The organism is Streptomyces sp. NPDC006602 (assembly GCF_042870385.1).
Lineage (GTDB): Bacteria > Actinomycetota > Actinomycetes > Streptomycetales > Streptomycetaceae > Streptomyces.
This window is the reverse complement of the sequence record NZ_JBIAHG010000017.1, coordinates 60,200-75,281: the sequence shown is the minus strand read 5'-3', so window position 1 is coordinate 75,281 and position 15,082 is coordinate 60,200. Positions and strand designations below refer to the sequence as shown.

Here is a 15,082-nt window from a genome sequence, read left to right as displayed (position 1 = left end):
CGGCGCTGTCCCGACCGTCAGCGGAATGCGTGCACGAGCTGGATCCTGTCGACGATGTGGGCGTTGAACTCGTCCAGCTCCTCGGCGGGCACCCACAGTTCGAGGATCGTCCGGCCGCCCGCCTGCTGGACGGGGTAGCGGCTCAGGAACTCCGTGTCGACCTCGAAGCGGGTGACGTAGCCGGCGCCGTCGTGCTTGACGTTCCAGTCCCGGGCGATCCGTATCGCGTAGTCCTCGTTGAGGACCGGGTAGAAGATCGGCTGCTCGGGCAGCCGCGGCGGCCAGGCGCGCCAGTCCAGCTCGCGGGCCAGGGCCAGCTCCTTGGGTCCGGTGGGACGCCAGAGGGTGGTCGTGGCTCGGCCGCCGGTCATGGGTATCGCTCTCCGTGCTCAGTGCGGCGGGTTGGAGTCCGGAGCCTATCGGGGTACGGGTATGACGGGCCACGGAGTTACGGGCTTGCTTGCGGGCGCGCAATAACCGCATCCGCTGGAAATTTCAAGGATGCCCTATCCTGGATGGAGTCACCTCGGGACGGAGGAGCAGGCCCCATGACCGCCACAGATCCCGCACTCACCACCCTCGCGCAGGGCTGGTGCGCCCTGTCCCTGCTGCACGGCAGGATCGAGGCCCACATCGAGCGGGCCCTGCAGGCGGCACACGACCTGAGCGTGCGCGAGTACTCCCTGCTGGATGTCCTCAGCCGCCAGCACGACGGCGAAGGCGGCCACCTCCAGATGAAACAGGTCGCCGACGCCGTCGTCCTCAGCCAGAGCGCCACCACCCGCCTGGTGACCCGCCTCGAAGACCGCGGCCTGCTCTCCCGCTACCTGTGCCCCACCGACCGCCGCGGCATCTACACCGACGTCACCGAGGCGGGCCTGAAGCTGCTGGCGGAGGCTCGCCCCACCAACGAGGCCGCCCTGCGCGAAGCCCTCGACGCCGCCGCCCGGAACCCCGAACTCGCCCCGCTCGTACGGGTCGTCGAGACCCTCCGCACGCCTGTCTGAAGTCGCCTCGCGCGCTGCCCCGGCCCCGTGCGGCGGGTGCTGCGCCACCCGCACCGGCGGTTCTGAACACCCTTCGGTGGCCGAGTGCCGCATTGGGGCGTACAAAGTGCCGGCTCGACGCCGAGGGCCTCCCCCAAGCATCAGGTGAGTGTCGAAGAGCACAGGTGGCGGGTGGGAGGTCGCCGTTGACAGGCTCTCGAATTTGGCCGTACAAATGGGCCGCATGAGCGTCCCGCAGCGGCCCCTGGCCGGGATCACCGTGGTCAGCCTGGAACAGGCCGTGGCCGCTCCTTACGCCACCCGGCAGCTCGCCGACCTCGGCGCCCGCGTGATCAAGGTGGAGCGGCCGGGCGACGGCGACTTCGCCCGCCGGTACGACACGACCGTCCACGGCCACTCCAGCTACTTCGTCTGGCTCAACCGCTCCAAGGAGTCCCTCACCCTGGACCTCAAGGACCCGCGAGGCCTGGAGATCCTGCACCAACTGCTCGACGGCGCCGACGTGTTCGTCCAGAACCTCGCACCGGGCGCCGCCGACCGCCTCGGCCTCGGCGCGGCCGCCCTCGCCGAGGGCTTCCCCCGGCTGATCCCCTGCACGATCTCCGGCTACGGCACCTCCGGACCGTGGGCCGACCGCAAGTCGTACGACCTGCTGGTGCAGTGCCAGACCGGTCTGGTCTCCCTGACCGGAACCGCCGACGAGACCGCCCGCGTCGGGATCTCCGTCGCCGACATCGCCGCCGGGATGTACGCCTACAGCGGCATCCTCACCGCCCTGTACACCCGCGCCACCACCGGCACCGCACACCCGGTGGAGGTCTCCCTGTTCGAGGCGCTGGCGGAGTGGATGGGCCAGCCGGCCTACTACACCCGGTACGGCGGCACCCAGCCCGCGCGCCTGGGCACCCAGCACGCCACCATCGCCCCCTACGGCGCCTTCACGGCCGCCGACGGCAAGGACGTGCTGTTCTCCATCCAGAACGAACGCGAGTGGGTCGCCCTGTGCGCCCGCTTCCTCGGCCGACCCGAACTCGCCGACGACCCACGCTTCGCCACCGGCTCCGACCGGGTCACCCACCGCGAGGAGCTCAACGCCGTGGTGGCCGAACGCTGCGCCCGGTCCGACGCCGCCAAGATCCTCGAGGACCTGGAGGGCATCGGCATCGCCTGCGCCGGGGTCAACGACGTCGCCGCGTTCCTCGACCACCCGGTCCTGGCCGCCCGCGACCGCTGGCGCGAGGTGGGCGTGCCGGGCGGCGCCACGGTTCAGGCGCTGCTCCCGCCGGCCGACCTCGCGGGCATGTCCGCTCGGATGGACCCCGTTCCGGCGGCGGGCGAACACACCGGGGCGATCCTCGCCGAACTCGGCCTCGGCCGCGACGACTTCGAGGCGCTGCGCGCCGACGCGGTGGTCTGATGCCTGCCGTGGAGGGGACACGAGTGGCTGCCGCGGAGAAGAGACGAGTGGCTGCCGTGGAGAAGCCACGAGCGATGAGCGTGACGTTCGCGGCCCGGTCGGTGGCGCGAGGTGGGTCGCATGGCTGAGTCGGCACAGCGTGAAAGCACCTATCTGCGGCTCGCCCGTGAGCTGCGGGCGGCGATCCTGCGGCACGACTATCCCGAGGGCGTACGGCTGCCCACGGAGGCCGAGCTGGCGGAGCGGCACCGGGTCAGCAGGCAGACCGTGCGGCGGGCGTTCCAGGACCTGGTCGCCGAGGGGCTGGTCCACCGGGTGCCGGGCCGCGGCACCTTCGCCGCGCCCCGCGAGGAGCAGTACCTGCGCCAGTTCGGATCGGTGGACGACCTGATGGGGCTGTCCATAGACACCCGCATGGACGTCGTCACGCCCCTGCACCGGCGGGTCGACGTGGACGCGGCGGGCCGACTCGGTCTGCACACCGACCAGGTGTACAAGCTCGCCTTCCTCCGTCTGCACGAGGACACCGTGTTCTGTCACACCTCCGTCTTCCTGCCGCCCGACGTCGGCCGGCTGCTGGAGCCGGTTCCGGAGCTGGCGGAGCCGGTCACACCCAGCCACTTCACCGTCATCGGACTGCTCGACGGGCGGCTGCCCGAGTCGATCGCCGAGGCCGAGCAGAGCATCACCGTCGCCGAGGCCACGCCCGAACTCGCGGACCATCTGGGCTGCGAACCGGGCCGGGCGCTGTTGCGCATCGACCGCGTCTACCAGTCGGTCGCCGGACAGCTCGTGGAGCTGGCGATCAGTCACTTTCTGCCCGAGCACTACTCGTACCGCGTGCGGCTGCGACGCAGCGGTCACTGACATGGAAACAGGAGAGGGTTGTGAGCTTGAGGATCATTGTCACTGTGAAGTACGTGCCCGACGCCACCGGCGACCGGCACTTCGCCGATGACCTGACCGTCGACCGGGACGACGTGGACGGTCTGCTCTCCGAGCTGGACGAGTACGCGGTCGAGCAGGCGCTGCAGATCTCCGAGAACTCCGATGACGACGTCGAGGTCACCGTCCTGACCGTCGGTCCGGAGGATGCCAAGGACGCGCTGCGCAAGGCGCTGTCGATGGGCGCCGACAAGGCGATCCACGTCGAGGACGACGACCTGCACGGCACGGATGCCATCGGCACCTCGCTGGTGCTGGCGAAGGCGGTCGAGAAGGCCGGCTACGACCTGGTGATCTCCGGCATGGCCTCCACCGACGGCACCATGGGTGTCGTGCCGGCGCTGCTGGCCGAGCGCCTGGGTGTGCCGCAGGTGACGCTGCTGTCCGAGGTCACGGTGGAGGACGGGGTGGTGAAGGGCCGCCGGGACGGCGACTCCGCCACCGAGCAGCTGGAGGCGTCCCTGCCGGCGGTGGTGTCGGTGACCGACCAGTCGGGTGAGGCGCGCTACCCGTCCTTCAAGGGCATCATGGCGGCGAAGAAGAAGCCGGTGCAGGCCTGGGACCTGTCGGACCTCGACATCGAGGCCGAGGAGGTCGGTCTGGAGGGCGCCTACACGGTCGTCGAGTCCGCGACCGAGCGCCCGGCGCGCACCGCCGGGACGATCGTCAAGGACGAGGGCGAGGGCGGCAAGCAGCTCGCCGAGTTCCTCGCGAGCCAGAAGTTCATCTGAGAGAGGTCACGGATCCATGGCTGAAGTTCTCGTCTATGTCGACCACGTGGACGGCGCCGTCCGCAAGCCCACCCTGGAGCTGCTGACCCTGGCCCGCCGCATCGGCGAGCCGGTCGCCGTCGCCCTGGGCAACGGCGCCGCCGACACCGCCGCCGTCCTCGGCGAGCACGGCGCGAGCCGCGTTCTCACGCATGAGGCCGCCGAGTACGCCGACTACCTGGTCGTCCCGAAGGTGGACGCGCTGCAGGCCGCGGTGGCCGCCGTGTCCCCGGCCGCCGTGCTGGTGCCGTCCTCGGCGGAGGGCAAGGAGATCGCCGCCCGGCTCGCTTTGCGCATCGGCTCCGGCATCATCACCGACGCCGTCGACCTGGAGGCCGGCGACGCGGGCCCGGTGGCCACCCAGTCGGTGTTCGCGGCCTCGTTCACCACCAAGTCCCGCATCGCCAAGGGCACCCCGGTCATCACCGTCAAGCCCAACAGCGCGGCCGTGGAGCCGGCGCCGGCCGCCGGCGCGGTCGAGGCCCTTGAGGTGTCCTTCTCCGCGCAGGCCACCGGCACCAAGGTCACCGCCCGCACCCCCCGCGAGTCGACCGGCCGTCCGGAGCTGACCGAGGCCGCGATCGTGGTCTCCGGCGGCCGCGGCGTCAACGGCGCCGAGAACTTCGCCATCATCGAGGCCCTCGCCGACTCCCTCGGCGCGGCCGTCGGCGCCTCCCGCGCCGCCGTCGACGCGGGCTGGTACCCGCACACCAACCAGGTCGGCCAGACCGGCAAGTCCGTCTCCCCGCAGCTGTACATCGCCTCCGGCATCTCCGGCGCCATCCAGCACCGGGCCGGCATGCAGACCTCCAAGACGATCGTGGCGGTCAACAAGGACGCCGAGGCCCCGATCTTCGACCTCGTCGACTACGGCGTGGTCGGCGACCTCTTCGACGTCGTCCCCCAGCTCACCGAGGAGATCAACACCCGCAAGGGCTGACCGATCGAGTCTGGGGCTGTCCGGGTCAGTACGACCTGGGCAGCCCCAGCGCGTGCTGGGACACGTAGTTGAGCACCGTCTCCTGGCTGATCGGAGTCGGCCCCAGCAGCCGGGACTCACGGAAAGGTCGTCGGAGGCATCGGATTCACCGCCGAGCACCCGCCGCACCGACACGTGCGGCGGGCCCTGGTGCTGGACGGACTGCTGGGCAGTTCACGGGAGTTGACGCGGGAGGCCGGGACATTGCAGCGGGCGGAGAGCTCGGCGCCTCGGCTCGTGCAGCCGTGATCTCACCAGGGGAGGGTCCCCTTGGCGTCGAAGTAGCCGCCGGTCGGGCCGTCGGGGCCGACCTGCGCCATGCGGACGATGATCTCGGCGCCCTCCTCGACGGTCTGCGTGCCGGTTTTCCCGTTGAGGTCCGTCGCGGTGAAGCCGGGCTCCACGGCGTTGATCCGCATGGCCGGGAACGCCTTCGCGTACTGCACGGTGATCATGTTGACCGCGGCCTTGGACGCCGGGTAGGCGACGCCCGGGTAGTGACAGGCCGGTGAACTCGGATCGGAGACGTTGGTGACCGAGCCGAGACCGCTGCTGACGTTGACCACGACCGGCGCGGCCGACCGCTGCAGCAGGGGCAGAGAAGCATGGGTGACGCGGACCACGCCGAAGACGTTCGTCTCGAACGCCGTCCGCATGTCGTCGGCGGTGACGTCCGCGGCGCCGGGCCACGCTAACGCACGTCTCACAGAATCCCGGCAACCTTTGCGGGAGCGGTGGCGACTGGTAGCCGACGCGCTCCACGAACTGCCGAACGAAGGTCATCACGTGAGTCGAAGAGCAGCCCTGCACCGCCGGACCCGGCGCGGGAGACCGAACCGCCGTACTGTTCTGATCAGCGTGGTGGCCACCGCCCTGGTCGGGGGCGCGATCACCGGCGGCGTCCTGATGAGGTCATCGGCCTCCGGGCCGGACTCGGGCAAGGCGGTCAAGAGCTTGTCCTCGCCGACGGCTTCGGCGTCGCCTTCGGGTTCGGCCTCGCCTTCCTCCCCGTCTCCTTCGGCGTCGGCTTCGGCCTCGAAGTCGGCCTCGGCTTCGGCTTCGGCTTCGGCGAGCAAGTCCGCGACCGCTTCCGCCGCATCCCCGTCCCCCGTCTCCGCCCTCGGCTCCTGGCCCACCGCCACCGGGGGCAGGCCGGTGACCTCCACCATCAAGGTCTCCGGCAGCTACGACGGCGGCCTGCAACGCTTCTACGGATCCGGCGCGTTGGGCGGCGACAGCCAGGACGAGGACCAGGACCCCGTCTTCGAACTCGCCGACGGAGCCGTCCTGAAGAACGTCGTCCTCGGCGCACCGGCCGCCGACGGCGTGCACTGTCTGGGCAGTTGCACCCTGCAGAACGTGTGGTGGCAGGACGTCGGCGAGGACGCGGCCACCTTCAAGGGCACGTCCCCCTCCGCCACGTACCTCGTCATCGGCGGTGGCGCTCGGAAGGCGGACGACAAGGTCTTCCAGCACAACGGTGCAGGAACGCTGACGATCAGGAACTTCCAGGTCGCCGAGTTCGGCAAGCTGTACCGCTCGTGCGGCAACTGCGACACGCAGTACAAGCGGCATGTCGTGATCGACAACGTCAGGGCGACCAGCCCCGGGAAGGTGCTCGTCGGCATCAACGCCAACTACGGGGACACCGCCACCCTCTCCGGTGTGACGATCGTCGGCGACAGCGGCAGGGACATCACCGTCTGCGAGCGCTTCCAGGGCAACACCAGCGGGGCGGAGCCGAGCAAGGTCGGCAGCGGCCCGGACGGCACGTACTGCCGTTACAGCGCGTCGGCCATCGCCTACAAGTGATCCGACGCCACGTTCCTGTGAGGCTCGGTGTTATGGCCATGCAATCGAAAGGCTGTGGCTAGACTCGCGCCCCATGCGTAACTCCAGTCCCGTGCAGCAGTGGAAGAAGACGTCCCCCCGCGCCTCGCGCCCCGACACGTACGACTGGAGAAGAACGGCCGGGAACGCGGCCTGTCGGAGTGCCAAGGCGTACCCCAAGTCCCTTGAGGTACCGACCACTTGTGCCCCGCGCGGCACATCGGCCGAAAGGGGGGACGACGTTCCGTGAAGGCTCGGCACAAGCAGTCCCGCGACCCGCGCGGACACTGGCTGTTACTGATCCTCGTCCTCCCCGCGATGTTCGCGGCCCTGCTCTTCGAGGGCTGGACCAACCACGAGGTCGACGGGGCGACGACGCGGTCCGCCTGCACCTCGCCCGCACCCGATGCCGTGGTCGGCGGCGGCCCCGTGGTGGGGATCAATCGCAACGGGATACAAACGGGTTCGATGCCGGCCCGCACCGTCGCGCTCACCTTCGACGGCGGCCCCGACCCCGTGTGGACCCCGCGCCTGCTCGACCTGCTGCGCCGGCACCGGGCGCAGGCCACCTTCTTCCTCTTCGGCTCACAGGCGGCCCGCCATCCGGACCTGGTACGGCGGATCCGCGACGAGGGGCACGAGATCGGCTCCAACACCTACACCGGTGGCGCCCTGGGCGAGGCCTCGTCCGTCCGCTTCTCCGCCGAACTGGACCTCACGCAGAGCGCGTTGGCGGGAGCCGCGGGCCTGCGCACCAATCTGCTGCGGATGCCGCGCACCACCTCGCCGGACACCCTGTGCGGCCGCGAGTGGCAGGCGGCGCGCCGCGCCACCGCCCAGGGCTACGTCCTGGTCGCCGCCGACAAGGCGTCCCGGAAACCGGCACAGGGCATGGTCCGGCAGCTCAGCCAGACGGAGACCGCCTACCGGCAGACGCAGAGGCTGCTCGAGAACCGGAGCGTCGACCGCTTCACCACCGTCTCGGCAGGGCTCCGGCTCACCCCGTACGCTCCGGTGTCGGCCCTCGAGAGGTGGCGTGGCACCGCCCTGGTCTGGGCCACCGCCATCGGGCGGGCCTTCTCCGACGCCATGACCTGGACGCTCGGCATCGCGGGCGCTCTCGGGGTGCTGCGCCTGGTGCTGCTCGCCGTCTTCGCCCGTGCGCACGTCCGGCGGCTGGAGCGCTCCCGGCCCGGCGCGCCCTGGCTGCGGGAGGTGACGGAGCCGGTGACGGTGCTCGTGCCCGCCTACAACGAGGAGGCCGGGATCGAGTCCACCGTCCGTTCCCTGCTCGCCTCGGACTACCCCCGGTTGCAGATCATCGTGGTCGACGACGGCTCGACGGACCGTACGGCGGATCTCGCCGAGGGCATCGGCGATCCGCGCGTGCTGGTGATCCGCAAGCCCAACGGCGGCAAGGCCGCCGCCCTCAACACCGGCCTTCAGTACGCCAGTTACGACATCGTGGTCATGGTCGACGCCGACACCGTCTTCGAACCGGACGCCATCCACCATCTCGTGCAGCCGCTGGCGCACCCGGCCGTCGGCGCCGTCAGCGGCAACACCAAGGTCGGCAACCGGCGGGGCCTGCTCGCCAAATGGCAGCATCTCGAGTACTGCTTCGGCTTCAATCTCGACCGCCGGATGTTCGAGGTGCTGGAGTGCATGACGACCGTCCCCGGTGCCATCGGGGCCTTCCGCCGGGACGCGTTGATGAACGTCGGCGGGGTCAGCGACGACACCCTCGCCGAGGACACCGACCTCACGATGGCGCTGTGGCGGGCGGGCTGGCGGGTGCTCTACGAGGAGTCCGCCGTCGCCTGGACCGAAGTGCCCACTTCCCTGCGCCAGTTGTGGCGCCAGCGCTACCGCTGGTGCTACGGCACCATCAAGGCCATGTGGAAGCACCGCGGTGCCGTCCTGGAGGTGGGCGTGGCCGGGCGCTTCGGCCGGCGCGGACTCACCTACCTCGCGCTCTTCCAGGTCGTCCTGCCGCTGCTCGCGCCGGTCATCGACGTGTTCGCCCTGTACGGCGTGCTGTTCCTCGATCCCCTGAGCGCGGCCGCGGTGTGGTTCGCCTTCCTGGGTGTCCAACTGGCCTGCGCCGGTTACGCGTTGAAGCTCGACGGGGAGCGAAAGCGGGCCCTGTGGTCGATGCCGTTCCAGCTGTTCGTCTACCGCCAGCTGATGTATCTGGTCGTCATCCAGTCCGTGGTCGCCGCCCTGCTGGGCAGCCGGCTGACCTGGCAGCGCATGAAGCGTTCCGGAACCGCCGCTGAACAGATCGGCGGCCCGGCCTCGTATAAGAGTCTGCCGACGAGATGATCCCGATGTGGTGAGGGACTGAGCAGGCTGATGAGTGACGGGACCGACCGCCCGGCGGGCCACTACGACCGAAGCGGTGGGGTGGCGGGGCCACCGCACTTCGTCACGGGCCGGGCCGCGCCAGGGTCCGGGGCCCTGCCCACGACGCGTACGGCGCCACTGCCGGGCATGCCCTCCCCCGCCACGCCGGGCCGTACGGGGCACGGGCGCCGGCCGCTCGGGGACATGGGCGGCGGCAGGTCCCGCAAGCCCCGTCCCTCCCGCCGCCGCAAGATCGTACGGCTGACGGTCCTCCTGGTCTGCGCGCTGTTCGCTTCCTCCGTCGGGACGTATGTGTGGGCCGACACCGAGCTCGACCAGGAGGTCGACCTCAACGCGCTCCCGGACCGCCCGGCCGGCGGGAAGGGAACCAACTATCTGATCGTGGGCTCCGACAGCCGCGACGGGCTGTCCGAGCAGGCGAGGAAGGACCTGCGCACCGGCTCGGCCGAGGGCCGCCGCACCGACTCGATGATCGTGCTCCACACCGGCGCGAACGGCACCACGATGCTGAGCCTGCCGCGCGACTCGTGGGTGACCGTCCCGCCCTACGTCCGTCCCGAGACCGGCAAGAGCTTCTCCGCCGAGCCGGACAAACTGAACGCCGCGTTCTCCCTCGGCGGCCCCGACCTGCTCGTCCGGGCCGTGGAACGCAACACCGGACTGCGCATCGACCACTACGCGGAGATCGGCTTCGCGGGCTTCGTCGGCGTGGTGGACGCGGTCGGCGGCGTGGACATCTGCCTGGACCGGGCCATCAAGGACAAGAACTCGGGCGCGGACCTGCAAAAGGGCTGCCAGACCCTCGACGGCACCGAGGCGCTGGCGTTCGTCCGGCAGCGCAAGCAGGAAGCCCAGGGCGACCTGGGCCGTACCCGCAACCAGCAGAAGTTCCTGACCGCGCTCGCCAGGAAGGCCGCCACCGCCGGGACGCTCCTCAACCCGGCCAAGTCCTTCCCGACCCTCAGCGCGGGCCTCGACACACTCGTGGTCGACAAGGACACGGACCTACGGGATCTCATGTCGCTGTTCCAGGCGATGCGGGGCGTCACCGCGGGCGACGGGAGGCAGCTCAACGTGCCCGTCTCCAACCCCGCCCTTGCCACGTCCAAGGGCAGTGCCGTGCAGTGGGACGACCGCCGGGCACGGAAACTCTTCGCGCAGTTGCGAAATGACCGGCCGGTGACTGCTGCGCAAGGGGCGTGACCGTGACGGGCGTGGGCTTGGTCAGGCCGGCTGCGCGGAGCGCTGCCGCGCCGGGGCGGGGGCCTCAGGGCCGTGGGGGTAGGCGGCCGTCCGGTGCTGGAAGGACAGGATCTTCGGGTTCAGTACGACACCGTCGCGGATCTCGATGGCCTTGCGGAGGGTGACGTCGGCCTCCCAGGCTTCGGGGCCGCTCATGACCTTGCGCAGGTAGGGAAGGAGCGCCTCGCTGATCTCCCAGGTCGCCGAGTTCCACATGTGGGACGGGCTGTGATCCACCCCGTAGTAGTGGCAGTCCGGACCGACCGTGTGCATCGGGGCGCCGAAGGAGGTCGGGCGGGCCCATTCGAAGCCCATGCCCTCGTCGCAGGCGACGTCGATGAAGAAGGTTCCCGGCCGGAACAGGGAGAGTTCCTTCTCGGTGACGAACATCAGCGGCGCGTCGGTGTCCTGCAGGACACAGTTGACGATGATGTCGAAGCCGGCCAGGTACTCCGCCAGCGGCACGGAACCGGCCGCGGTGAAGGCCCGCAGCTTCGACGGATCGTCCTCCTGCTCCTCGAAGTGGCCCATCACGACCGACGGCATCGGCGAGGCCACCGCCGCCGCGGCCCGCTGGGTGAGCACCGTGACGTCGGACACGCCCATGGCGCCCAGACCCGTGACCGCTCCGCGCGCCGTGGCGCCGAAGCTGAGGACCACCGCGCGCAGGCGGCGCCCGTAGCTGCCGGTCAGCCCGCCGAGCTGCAGGGCGTGCAGCACCGAGCAGTAGCCGGCGAGCTCGTTGTTCTTGTGGAACACATGGACGCTGAAGGCGCCCGTGGAGGTCCAGTGGTTCATGGCCTCCCAGGCGATGAGGGTCAGCCGTCGGTCGATGCCGAGCTGGGTCATCTTCTCGTCCTGCACACAGTGCGGCCATCCCCACAGCACCTGGCCCTCGCGCAGCGCGGCGGCGTCCTCGTGCATGGGTTTGGGCAGCAGCAACACGTCGCACTCGGCGAGGAGTTGCTCACGGGAGCGCAGGCCGGCCACCAGCGGTCGCAGGGCGTCGTCGGCGACGCCGAACCGGTTGCCGTAGCCCTGCTCGAGGAAGATCCTCTCGCGTACGTCCGGGGCGATACGGTCGAGGTGGGCGGGGTGCAGCGGCAGTCGGAACTCGTTTTCCTTGCGGGAGGAGGCGAGTACTCCGAGGCTCAAAAGGCTCATGCGCTTCCTCATCATCGCGAGGGCGATGCCGTAACGGATGACGGCATGCGAAGTGCGCTCGATGCCGCCAACCGTACTCCCCTCCGGTCCCCGGAGCCGACCGTCGGAGCGTCGCCGGACCCCTCCCGCCGGCGCCGGACCCCTCCCCGCCGGGGCCGGGAACCATCCCCGCGCGCCGGACGTTGGAGCGAGTGGTTGTAGTGGAAGTTTGCGAACGTGGAAGCGCCCGCGGAGTTCTGACAGCGGGCGCTTCGTCGTTTCGGGGGTTTTCTTCGACGGCTGGCGACCAGCAGCCCGGGATCGCGCAGGCGCGCGTCCTCCGTCCCACTCGCCGTCTCGAAGGAGACAACGTATGGCTCAAGGAAGCCAGGGCCCCGAGGGCCCGCACGCGGACCCGGTCCGCGTGCTCTGAGGCCACTTTACGAGGCAGGTCCGCACCGCGGGCCTGCCTCGCGCTGCCTCCCCGCGGGCTACCCGCACGCGGCGCCCTGCCCCCGCGCCGCCGGCACCGGCCCGCATCCACTCCGAAAGGAAAACTGTGACCACTGACATCATGAACCGGGGCATCGAACCGGCCGATCACGCCGGACCGCCGAAACCTCCGCCCGGCAGCCGGGGCAGCGACTACGCCGCGCTGTCCCGCGAGGTGAGGCAGAGCGGGCTGCTGAAACGGCGCCCGGGCTACTACTCCCTCAAGGTCGGGGGGAACCTGCTTCTGCTGGCCGCCGGCTGGACCGCGTTCGCCCTCATCGGGGAGTCGTGGTGGCAGCTGCTGACCGCGGCCTTCCTGGCGGTGATGTTCACCCAGACCGGCTTCATCGGGCACGACGCCGGGCACCAGCAGATCGCCGCCTCCAAACGCGTCAACAACCTGCTCGGCCGGATGCACGCCGACCTGCTGATCGGCCTCAGCTACGGCTGGTGGATCGCCAAGCACAACCGGCACCACTCCCACCCCAACTACATCGACCGCGACCCCGACATCGCCGACGGTGCGATCGCCTTCACCGAGGATCAGGCCCGCGTCCGCAGCGGAGCGTATGCCTGGCTGGCCCGTCACCAGGCCTGGCTGTTCTTCCCGATGCTGCTCCTGGAAGGACTCGCCCTGCACGTCGCCGGGGTCAAGGCGCTGTTCGACGGCACCGGTATGCGCGCCTCGCGGATGGCCAAGGCGGGCCAGGCGAGCCTGCTGACGGCGCATCTCGTCGGCTATCTCGTCGCCGTGTTCTGGGTGCTGCCTCCCGTCCAGGCCGTGTGCTTCCTGCTCGTGCACCAGGGGCTGTTCGGGCTGTACATGGGGTGCTCGTTCGCCCCCAACCACAAGGGCATGCCCATGTTCGCCAAGGACGCCAAGATCGACTTCCTGCGCCGGCAGGTACTGACCTCGCGCAACATCCGTGGCAGCCGGTTCACCGACTTCACGCTCGGCGGGCTGAACTACCAGATCGAACACCACTTGTTCCCCTCCATGCCGCGGTCCAGCCTGCGCCATGCCCAGGAACTCGTGCGCGCGTTCTGCGCCCGGCACGGCATCGCCTACCACGAGACCGGCCTGTTCAACTCCTACGCCCAGGTACTGCGGCACCTGCACGCGGTCGGCGGCCCGCTCCGCCCCGAGCTGGAGTACTGACCGGCCCGTTCCGGGGCTCGGCGGCGGTCCCGCTCAGCCCGGGCGCCAGCGGTGATGTGCCGACCGCCGCCCGGGTTCCCTGGCCCTACGGAGTGACGAGGACCTTCAGCGACCGGCGCTCGTCCATGGCTCGGCACCTCTCAGGTGCCTCCCACAGGGAAACGGTGCGGTCGAAGACGCGTCCCGGTTCGGCGGTGCCGTCCAGGACTACGTCTCCGGCCTCTGTCAGGAGTCGAGGTCGTCGGCGAAGTGCCGGAACCCGTGCCTGTCCCGGTGGAGTCCCCACAAGGTGTCCGCCAGTACGGCGGGGTCCTTGCGGTGGTGGCCGGGGACGATCGCGCCGGGAATGATCAACTGCGCGACATGGATGCCCTCGGGAACGAGCGCGTCGTGCAGCATATGGCCGTAGGCGCTCTCGGCGGCGAAGGCGATCGAGGTGCCCGCACGATCGGGGTGCGGGACGACAGCGGTGCCGCCGTTGACGAACAGGATCGTGCCGCGGCCGAGCGTCCGCATGTCCGGCAGCACCTGCTGTACGGCGGCGACCGGACCGTGGACGGAGAACTCGAGGGGGCCGGTGAGGTCCGCAGGGGTGGTCTCCAGAACGGGTCGCATGAAGTCCCGGTGCGGGACCGGGCTGTACTGGAGGATCTCGATCGGGCCCAGGGTGGCGTGCGCCGCGTCCAGGGCGGCCTGCAGGGCTTTCGGGTCGCGTACGTCGGCGATGAAACCGCGCGCTGTGACGCCGTCGCCCGAGAGCTCGGCGGCCAGGGTGTCCAGCCGCCCCCGGTCACGGGCGATCACCGCGACCTCGTGGCCCTCGCGGCCGAACCGACGCGCGACCGCGGCACCGAGGCCCGGCCCCGCACCGATGATCACCAGGGTGGTCATGACACGGACTCGATGGTCGAGGCGTCGATGACGAAGACAGTGGACATGGCACTTCTCCCTTGGCGGTCAGCGCGGCAGGAGCCGCATGGTCGTCGAGCCCGCGGTGGTGCTCGTGATGCGCTGGATGGTAGCGCCGGAGTAGCGGCCGTACCGGCTGCGGTAGGCGGCGTTGACCGCGTCGTTGATCTCGCCGTCGACGTCCTCGAACGCCACGTCCTTCTCGACGCCGCCGGCCTCGATACCCGCGAAGAGAAGCACCCGCATCGGACGGCCCGTCGGCAGCCGTGGCGGACGATGCCACCGCTCCCCCGTCCCGACCTGGCAGTACCCGCCGGGTTCAGGGCAGGCGCACGCCGGTGATTCGGCTCAGTTCGTCGAGCAGGGCCTTGTGGAACGCGGGATCGGAGACGGCCCCGCGGAGCGTCACTTCCCGCTGTGGACCTCACCGCTGTGTTCCGCGTCGTGCTGGGCAAGGAGAAAGAGGAGGCCCGCGACCGTCAGCCCCGAGTCGGCGGGATGGCGCAGAATCGTCCCCTCTTCGATGCGATAGGTGTTGGACCGCCCTTGACGTGTGCGGCTGAGATAGCCGTCCGCCTCCAGATCTGAAACGATCTTCTGGACGGCCCGCTCGGTGAGCCGGCACCGCGCTGCGATGTCGCGGATGCGTGTGGTCGGATCGTCGGCGATCGCGGCCAGCACGCGGGCGTGGTTGGTGAGGAATGTCCAACCGATGTGCCGTTCAGGTACGTCACCCATACCTACATGGTAGAAGTGCCCGTTCGTGCGTTCAAAAGCCTGAATACGGTTTCCTGAATCCCTTGACGTACGAGTTCCGCCGGG

General features: G+C 70.2%; 14 protein-coding genes and 1 pseudogene. 9 read left to right on the top strand and 6 right to left on the bottom strand.

All coding sequences use genetic code 11. From position 1 onward, the window contains the following. Window positions 1-17: 17 nt before the first annotated feature. On the bottom strand, window positions 18-371 hold the full coding sequence (locus ACFYO2_RS32590) for a hypothetical protein (protein WP_388356138.1): 354 nt from the start codon (window positions 369-371) through the stop codon (window positions 18-20). Window positions 372-548: 177 nt separating this feature from the next. On the opposite strand from ACFYO2_RS32590, the gene ACFYO2_RS32585 reads away from it, so the two are divergent. The 5 genes from ACFYO2_RS32585 to ACFYO2_RS32565 all read left to right on the top strand — a co-directional run bounded on the left by ACFYO2_RS32585 (window position 549) and on the right by ACFYO2_RS32565 (window position 5,079). Next, window positions 549-1,007, top strand: coding sequence for a MarR family winged helix-turn-helix transcriptional regulator (locus ACFYO2_RS32585; RefSeq protein ID WP_388356136.1), 459 nt, complete (start codon window positions 549-551; stop codon window positions 1,005-1,007). Window positions 1,008-1,230: 223 nt separating this feature from the next. Next, entirely contained in the window at window positions 1,231-2,424 is a 1,194-nt protein-coding gene (locus ACFYO2_RS32580) for a CaiB/BaiF CoA transferase family protein (RefSeq protein WP_388356135.1), read from the top strand. A 120-nt stretch (window positions 2,425-2,544) separates the two neighbouring features. Then, window positions 2,545-3,291 carry a GntR family transcriptional regulator gene (locus tag ACFYO2_RS32575; RefSeq protein WP_388356133.1) on the top strand — a complete coding sequence of 249 codons (747 nt, stop codon included), beginning with the start codon at window positions 2,545-2,547 and terminating at the stop codon, window positions 3,289-3,291. 20 nt (window positions 3,292-3,311) lie between these two features. Beyond that, window positions 3,312-4,100, top strand: coding sequence for an electron transfer flavoprotein subunit beta/FixA family protein (locus ACFYO2_RS32570; RefSeq protein WP_388356131.1), 789 nt, complete (start codon window positions 3,312-3,314; stop codon window positions 4,098-4,100). A 16-nt stretch (window positions 4,101-4,116) separates the two neighbouring features. Further along, on the top strand, window positions 4,117-5,079 hold the full coding sequence (locus tag ACFYO2_RS32565) for an electron transfer flavoprotein subunit alpha/FixB family protein (RefSeq protein WP_388356129.1): 963 nt from the start codon (window positions 4,117-4,119) through the stop codon (window positions 5,077-5,079). Between the two features lie 290 nt (window positions 5,080-5,369). Here ACFYO2_RS32565 and ACFYO2_RS32560 read toward each other — a convergent pair. Continuing rightward, window positions 5,370-5,804: pseudogene (locus ACFYO2_RS32560) on the bottom strand (SDR family NAD(P)-dependent oxidoreductase); the annotation flags it as partial. Between the two features lie 268 nt (window positions 5,805-6,072). On the opposite strand from ACFYO2_RS32560, the gene ACFYO2_RS32555 reads away from it, so the two are divergent. From ACFYO2_RS32555 to ACFYO2_RS32545, 3 genes are all read left to right on the top strand, one after another. Continuing rightward, window positions 6,073-6,930, top strand: coding sequence for a pectate lyase (locus ACFYO2_RS32555; RefSeq protein ID WP_388356345.1), 858 nt, complete (start codon window positions 6,073-6,075; stop codon window positions 6,928-6,930). Window positions 6,931-7,194: 264 nt separating this feature from the next. Further along, window positions 7,195-9,273, top strand: a complete 2,079-nt coding sequence (locus ACFYO2_RS32550) for a bifunctional polysaccharide deacetylase/glycosyltransferase family 2 protein (protein WP_388356127.1) — start codon at window positions 7,195-7,197, stop codon at window positions 9,271-9,273. A gap of 30 nt (window positions 9,274-9,303) precedes the next feature. Next, window positions 9,304-10,518 carry an LCP family protein gene (locus tag ACFYO2_RS32545; RefSeq protein WP_388356125.1) on the top strand — a complete coding sequence of 405 codons (1,215 nt, stop codon included), beginning with the start codon at window positions 9,304-9,306 and terminating at the stop codon, window positions 10,516-10,518. Between the two features lie 21 nt (window positions 10,519-10,539). Here ACFYO2_RS32545 and ACFYO2_RS32540 read toward each other — a convergent pair whose 3' ends face one another. Continuing rightward, the gene (locus tag ACFYO2_RS32540) at window positions 10,540-11,721 is read right to left on the bottom strand and encodes a N(5)-(carboxyethyl)ornithine synthase (protein WP_388356123.1); all 1,182 of its coding nucleotides are present in this window, start codon (window positions 11,719-11,721) and stop codon (window positions 10,540-10,542) included. A 553-nt stretch (window positions 11,722-12,274) separates the two neighbouring features. Here ACFYO2_RS32540 and ACFYO2_RS32535 point away from each other — a divergent pair. Continuing rightward, complete coding sequence (locus ACFYO2_RS32535) at window positions 12,275-13,351, top strand: fatty acid desaturase family protein (protein ID WP_388356342.1); 1,077 nt, start codon at window positions 12,275-12,277, stop codon at window positions 13,349-13,351. Between the two features lie 225 nt (window positions 13,352-13,576). Here the strand turns inward: ACFYO2_RS32535 and ACFYO2_RS32530 are convergent, their stop codons facing one another. From ACFYO2_RS32530 to ACFYO2_RS32520, 3 genes are all read right to left on the bottom strand, one after another. Continuing rightward, window positions 13,577-14,242, bottom strand: coding sequence for an SDR family NAD(P)-dependent oxidoreductase (locus tag ACFYO2_RS32530; protein WP_388356121.1), 666 nt, complete (start codon window positions 14,240-14,242; stop codon window positions 13,577-13,579). A gap of 66 nt (window positions 14,243-14,308) precedes the next feature. Then, on the bottom strand, window positions 14,309-14,506 hold the full coding sequence (locus tag ACFYO2_RS32525; protein ID WP_388356119.1) for a DUF2255 family protein: 198 nt from the start codon (window positions 14,504-14,506) through the stop codon (window positions 14,309-14,311). A gap of 159 nt (window positions 14,507-14,665) precedes the next feature. Beyond that, entirely contained in the window at window positions 14,666-14,998 is a 333-nt protein-coding gene (locus ACFYO2_RS32520) for a helix-turn-helix transcriptional regulator (RefSeq protein ID WP_388356117.1), read from the bottom strand. Between the last annotated feature and the right edge of the window lie 84 nt (window positions 14,999-15,082).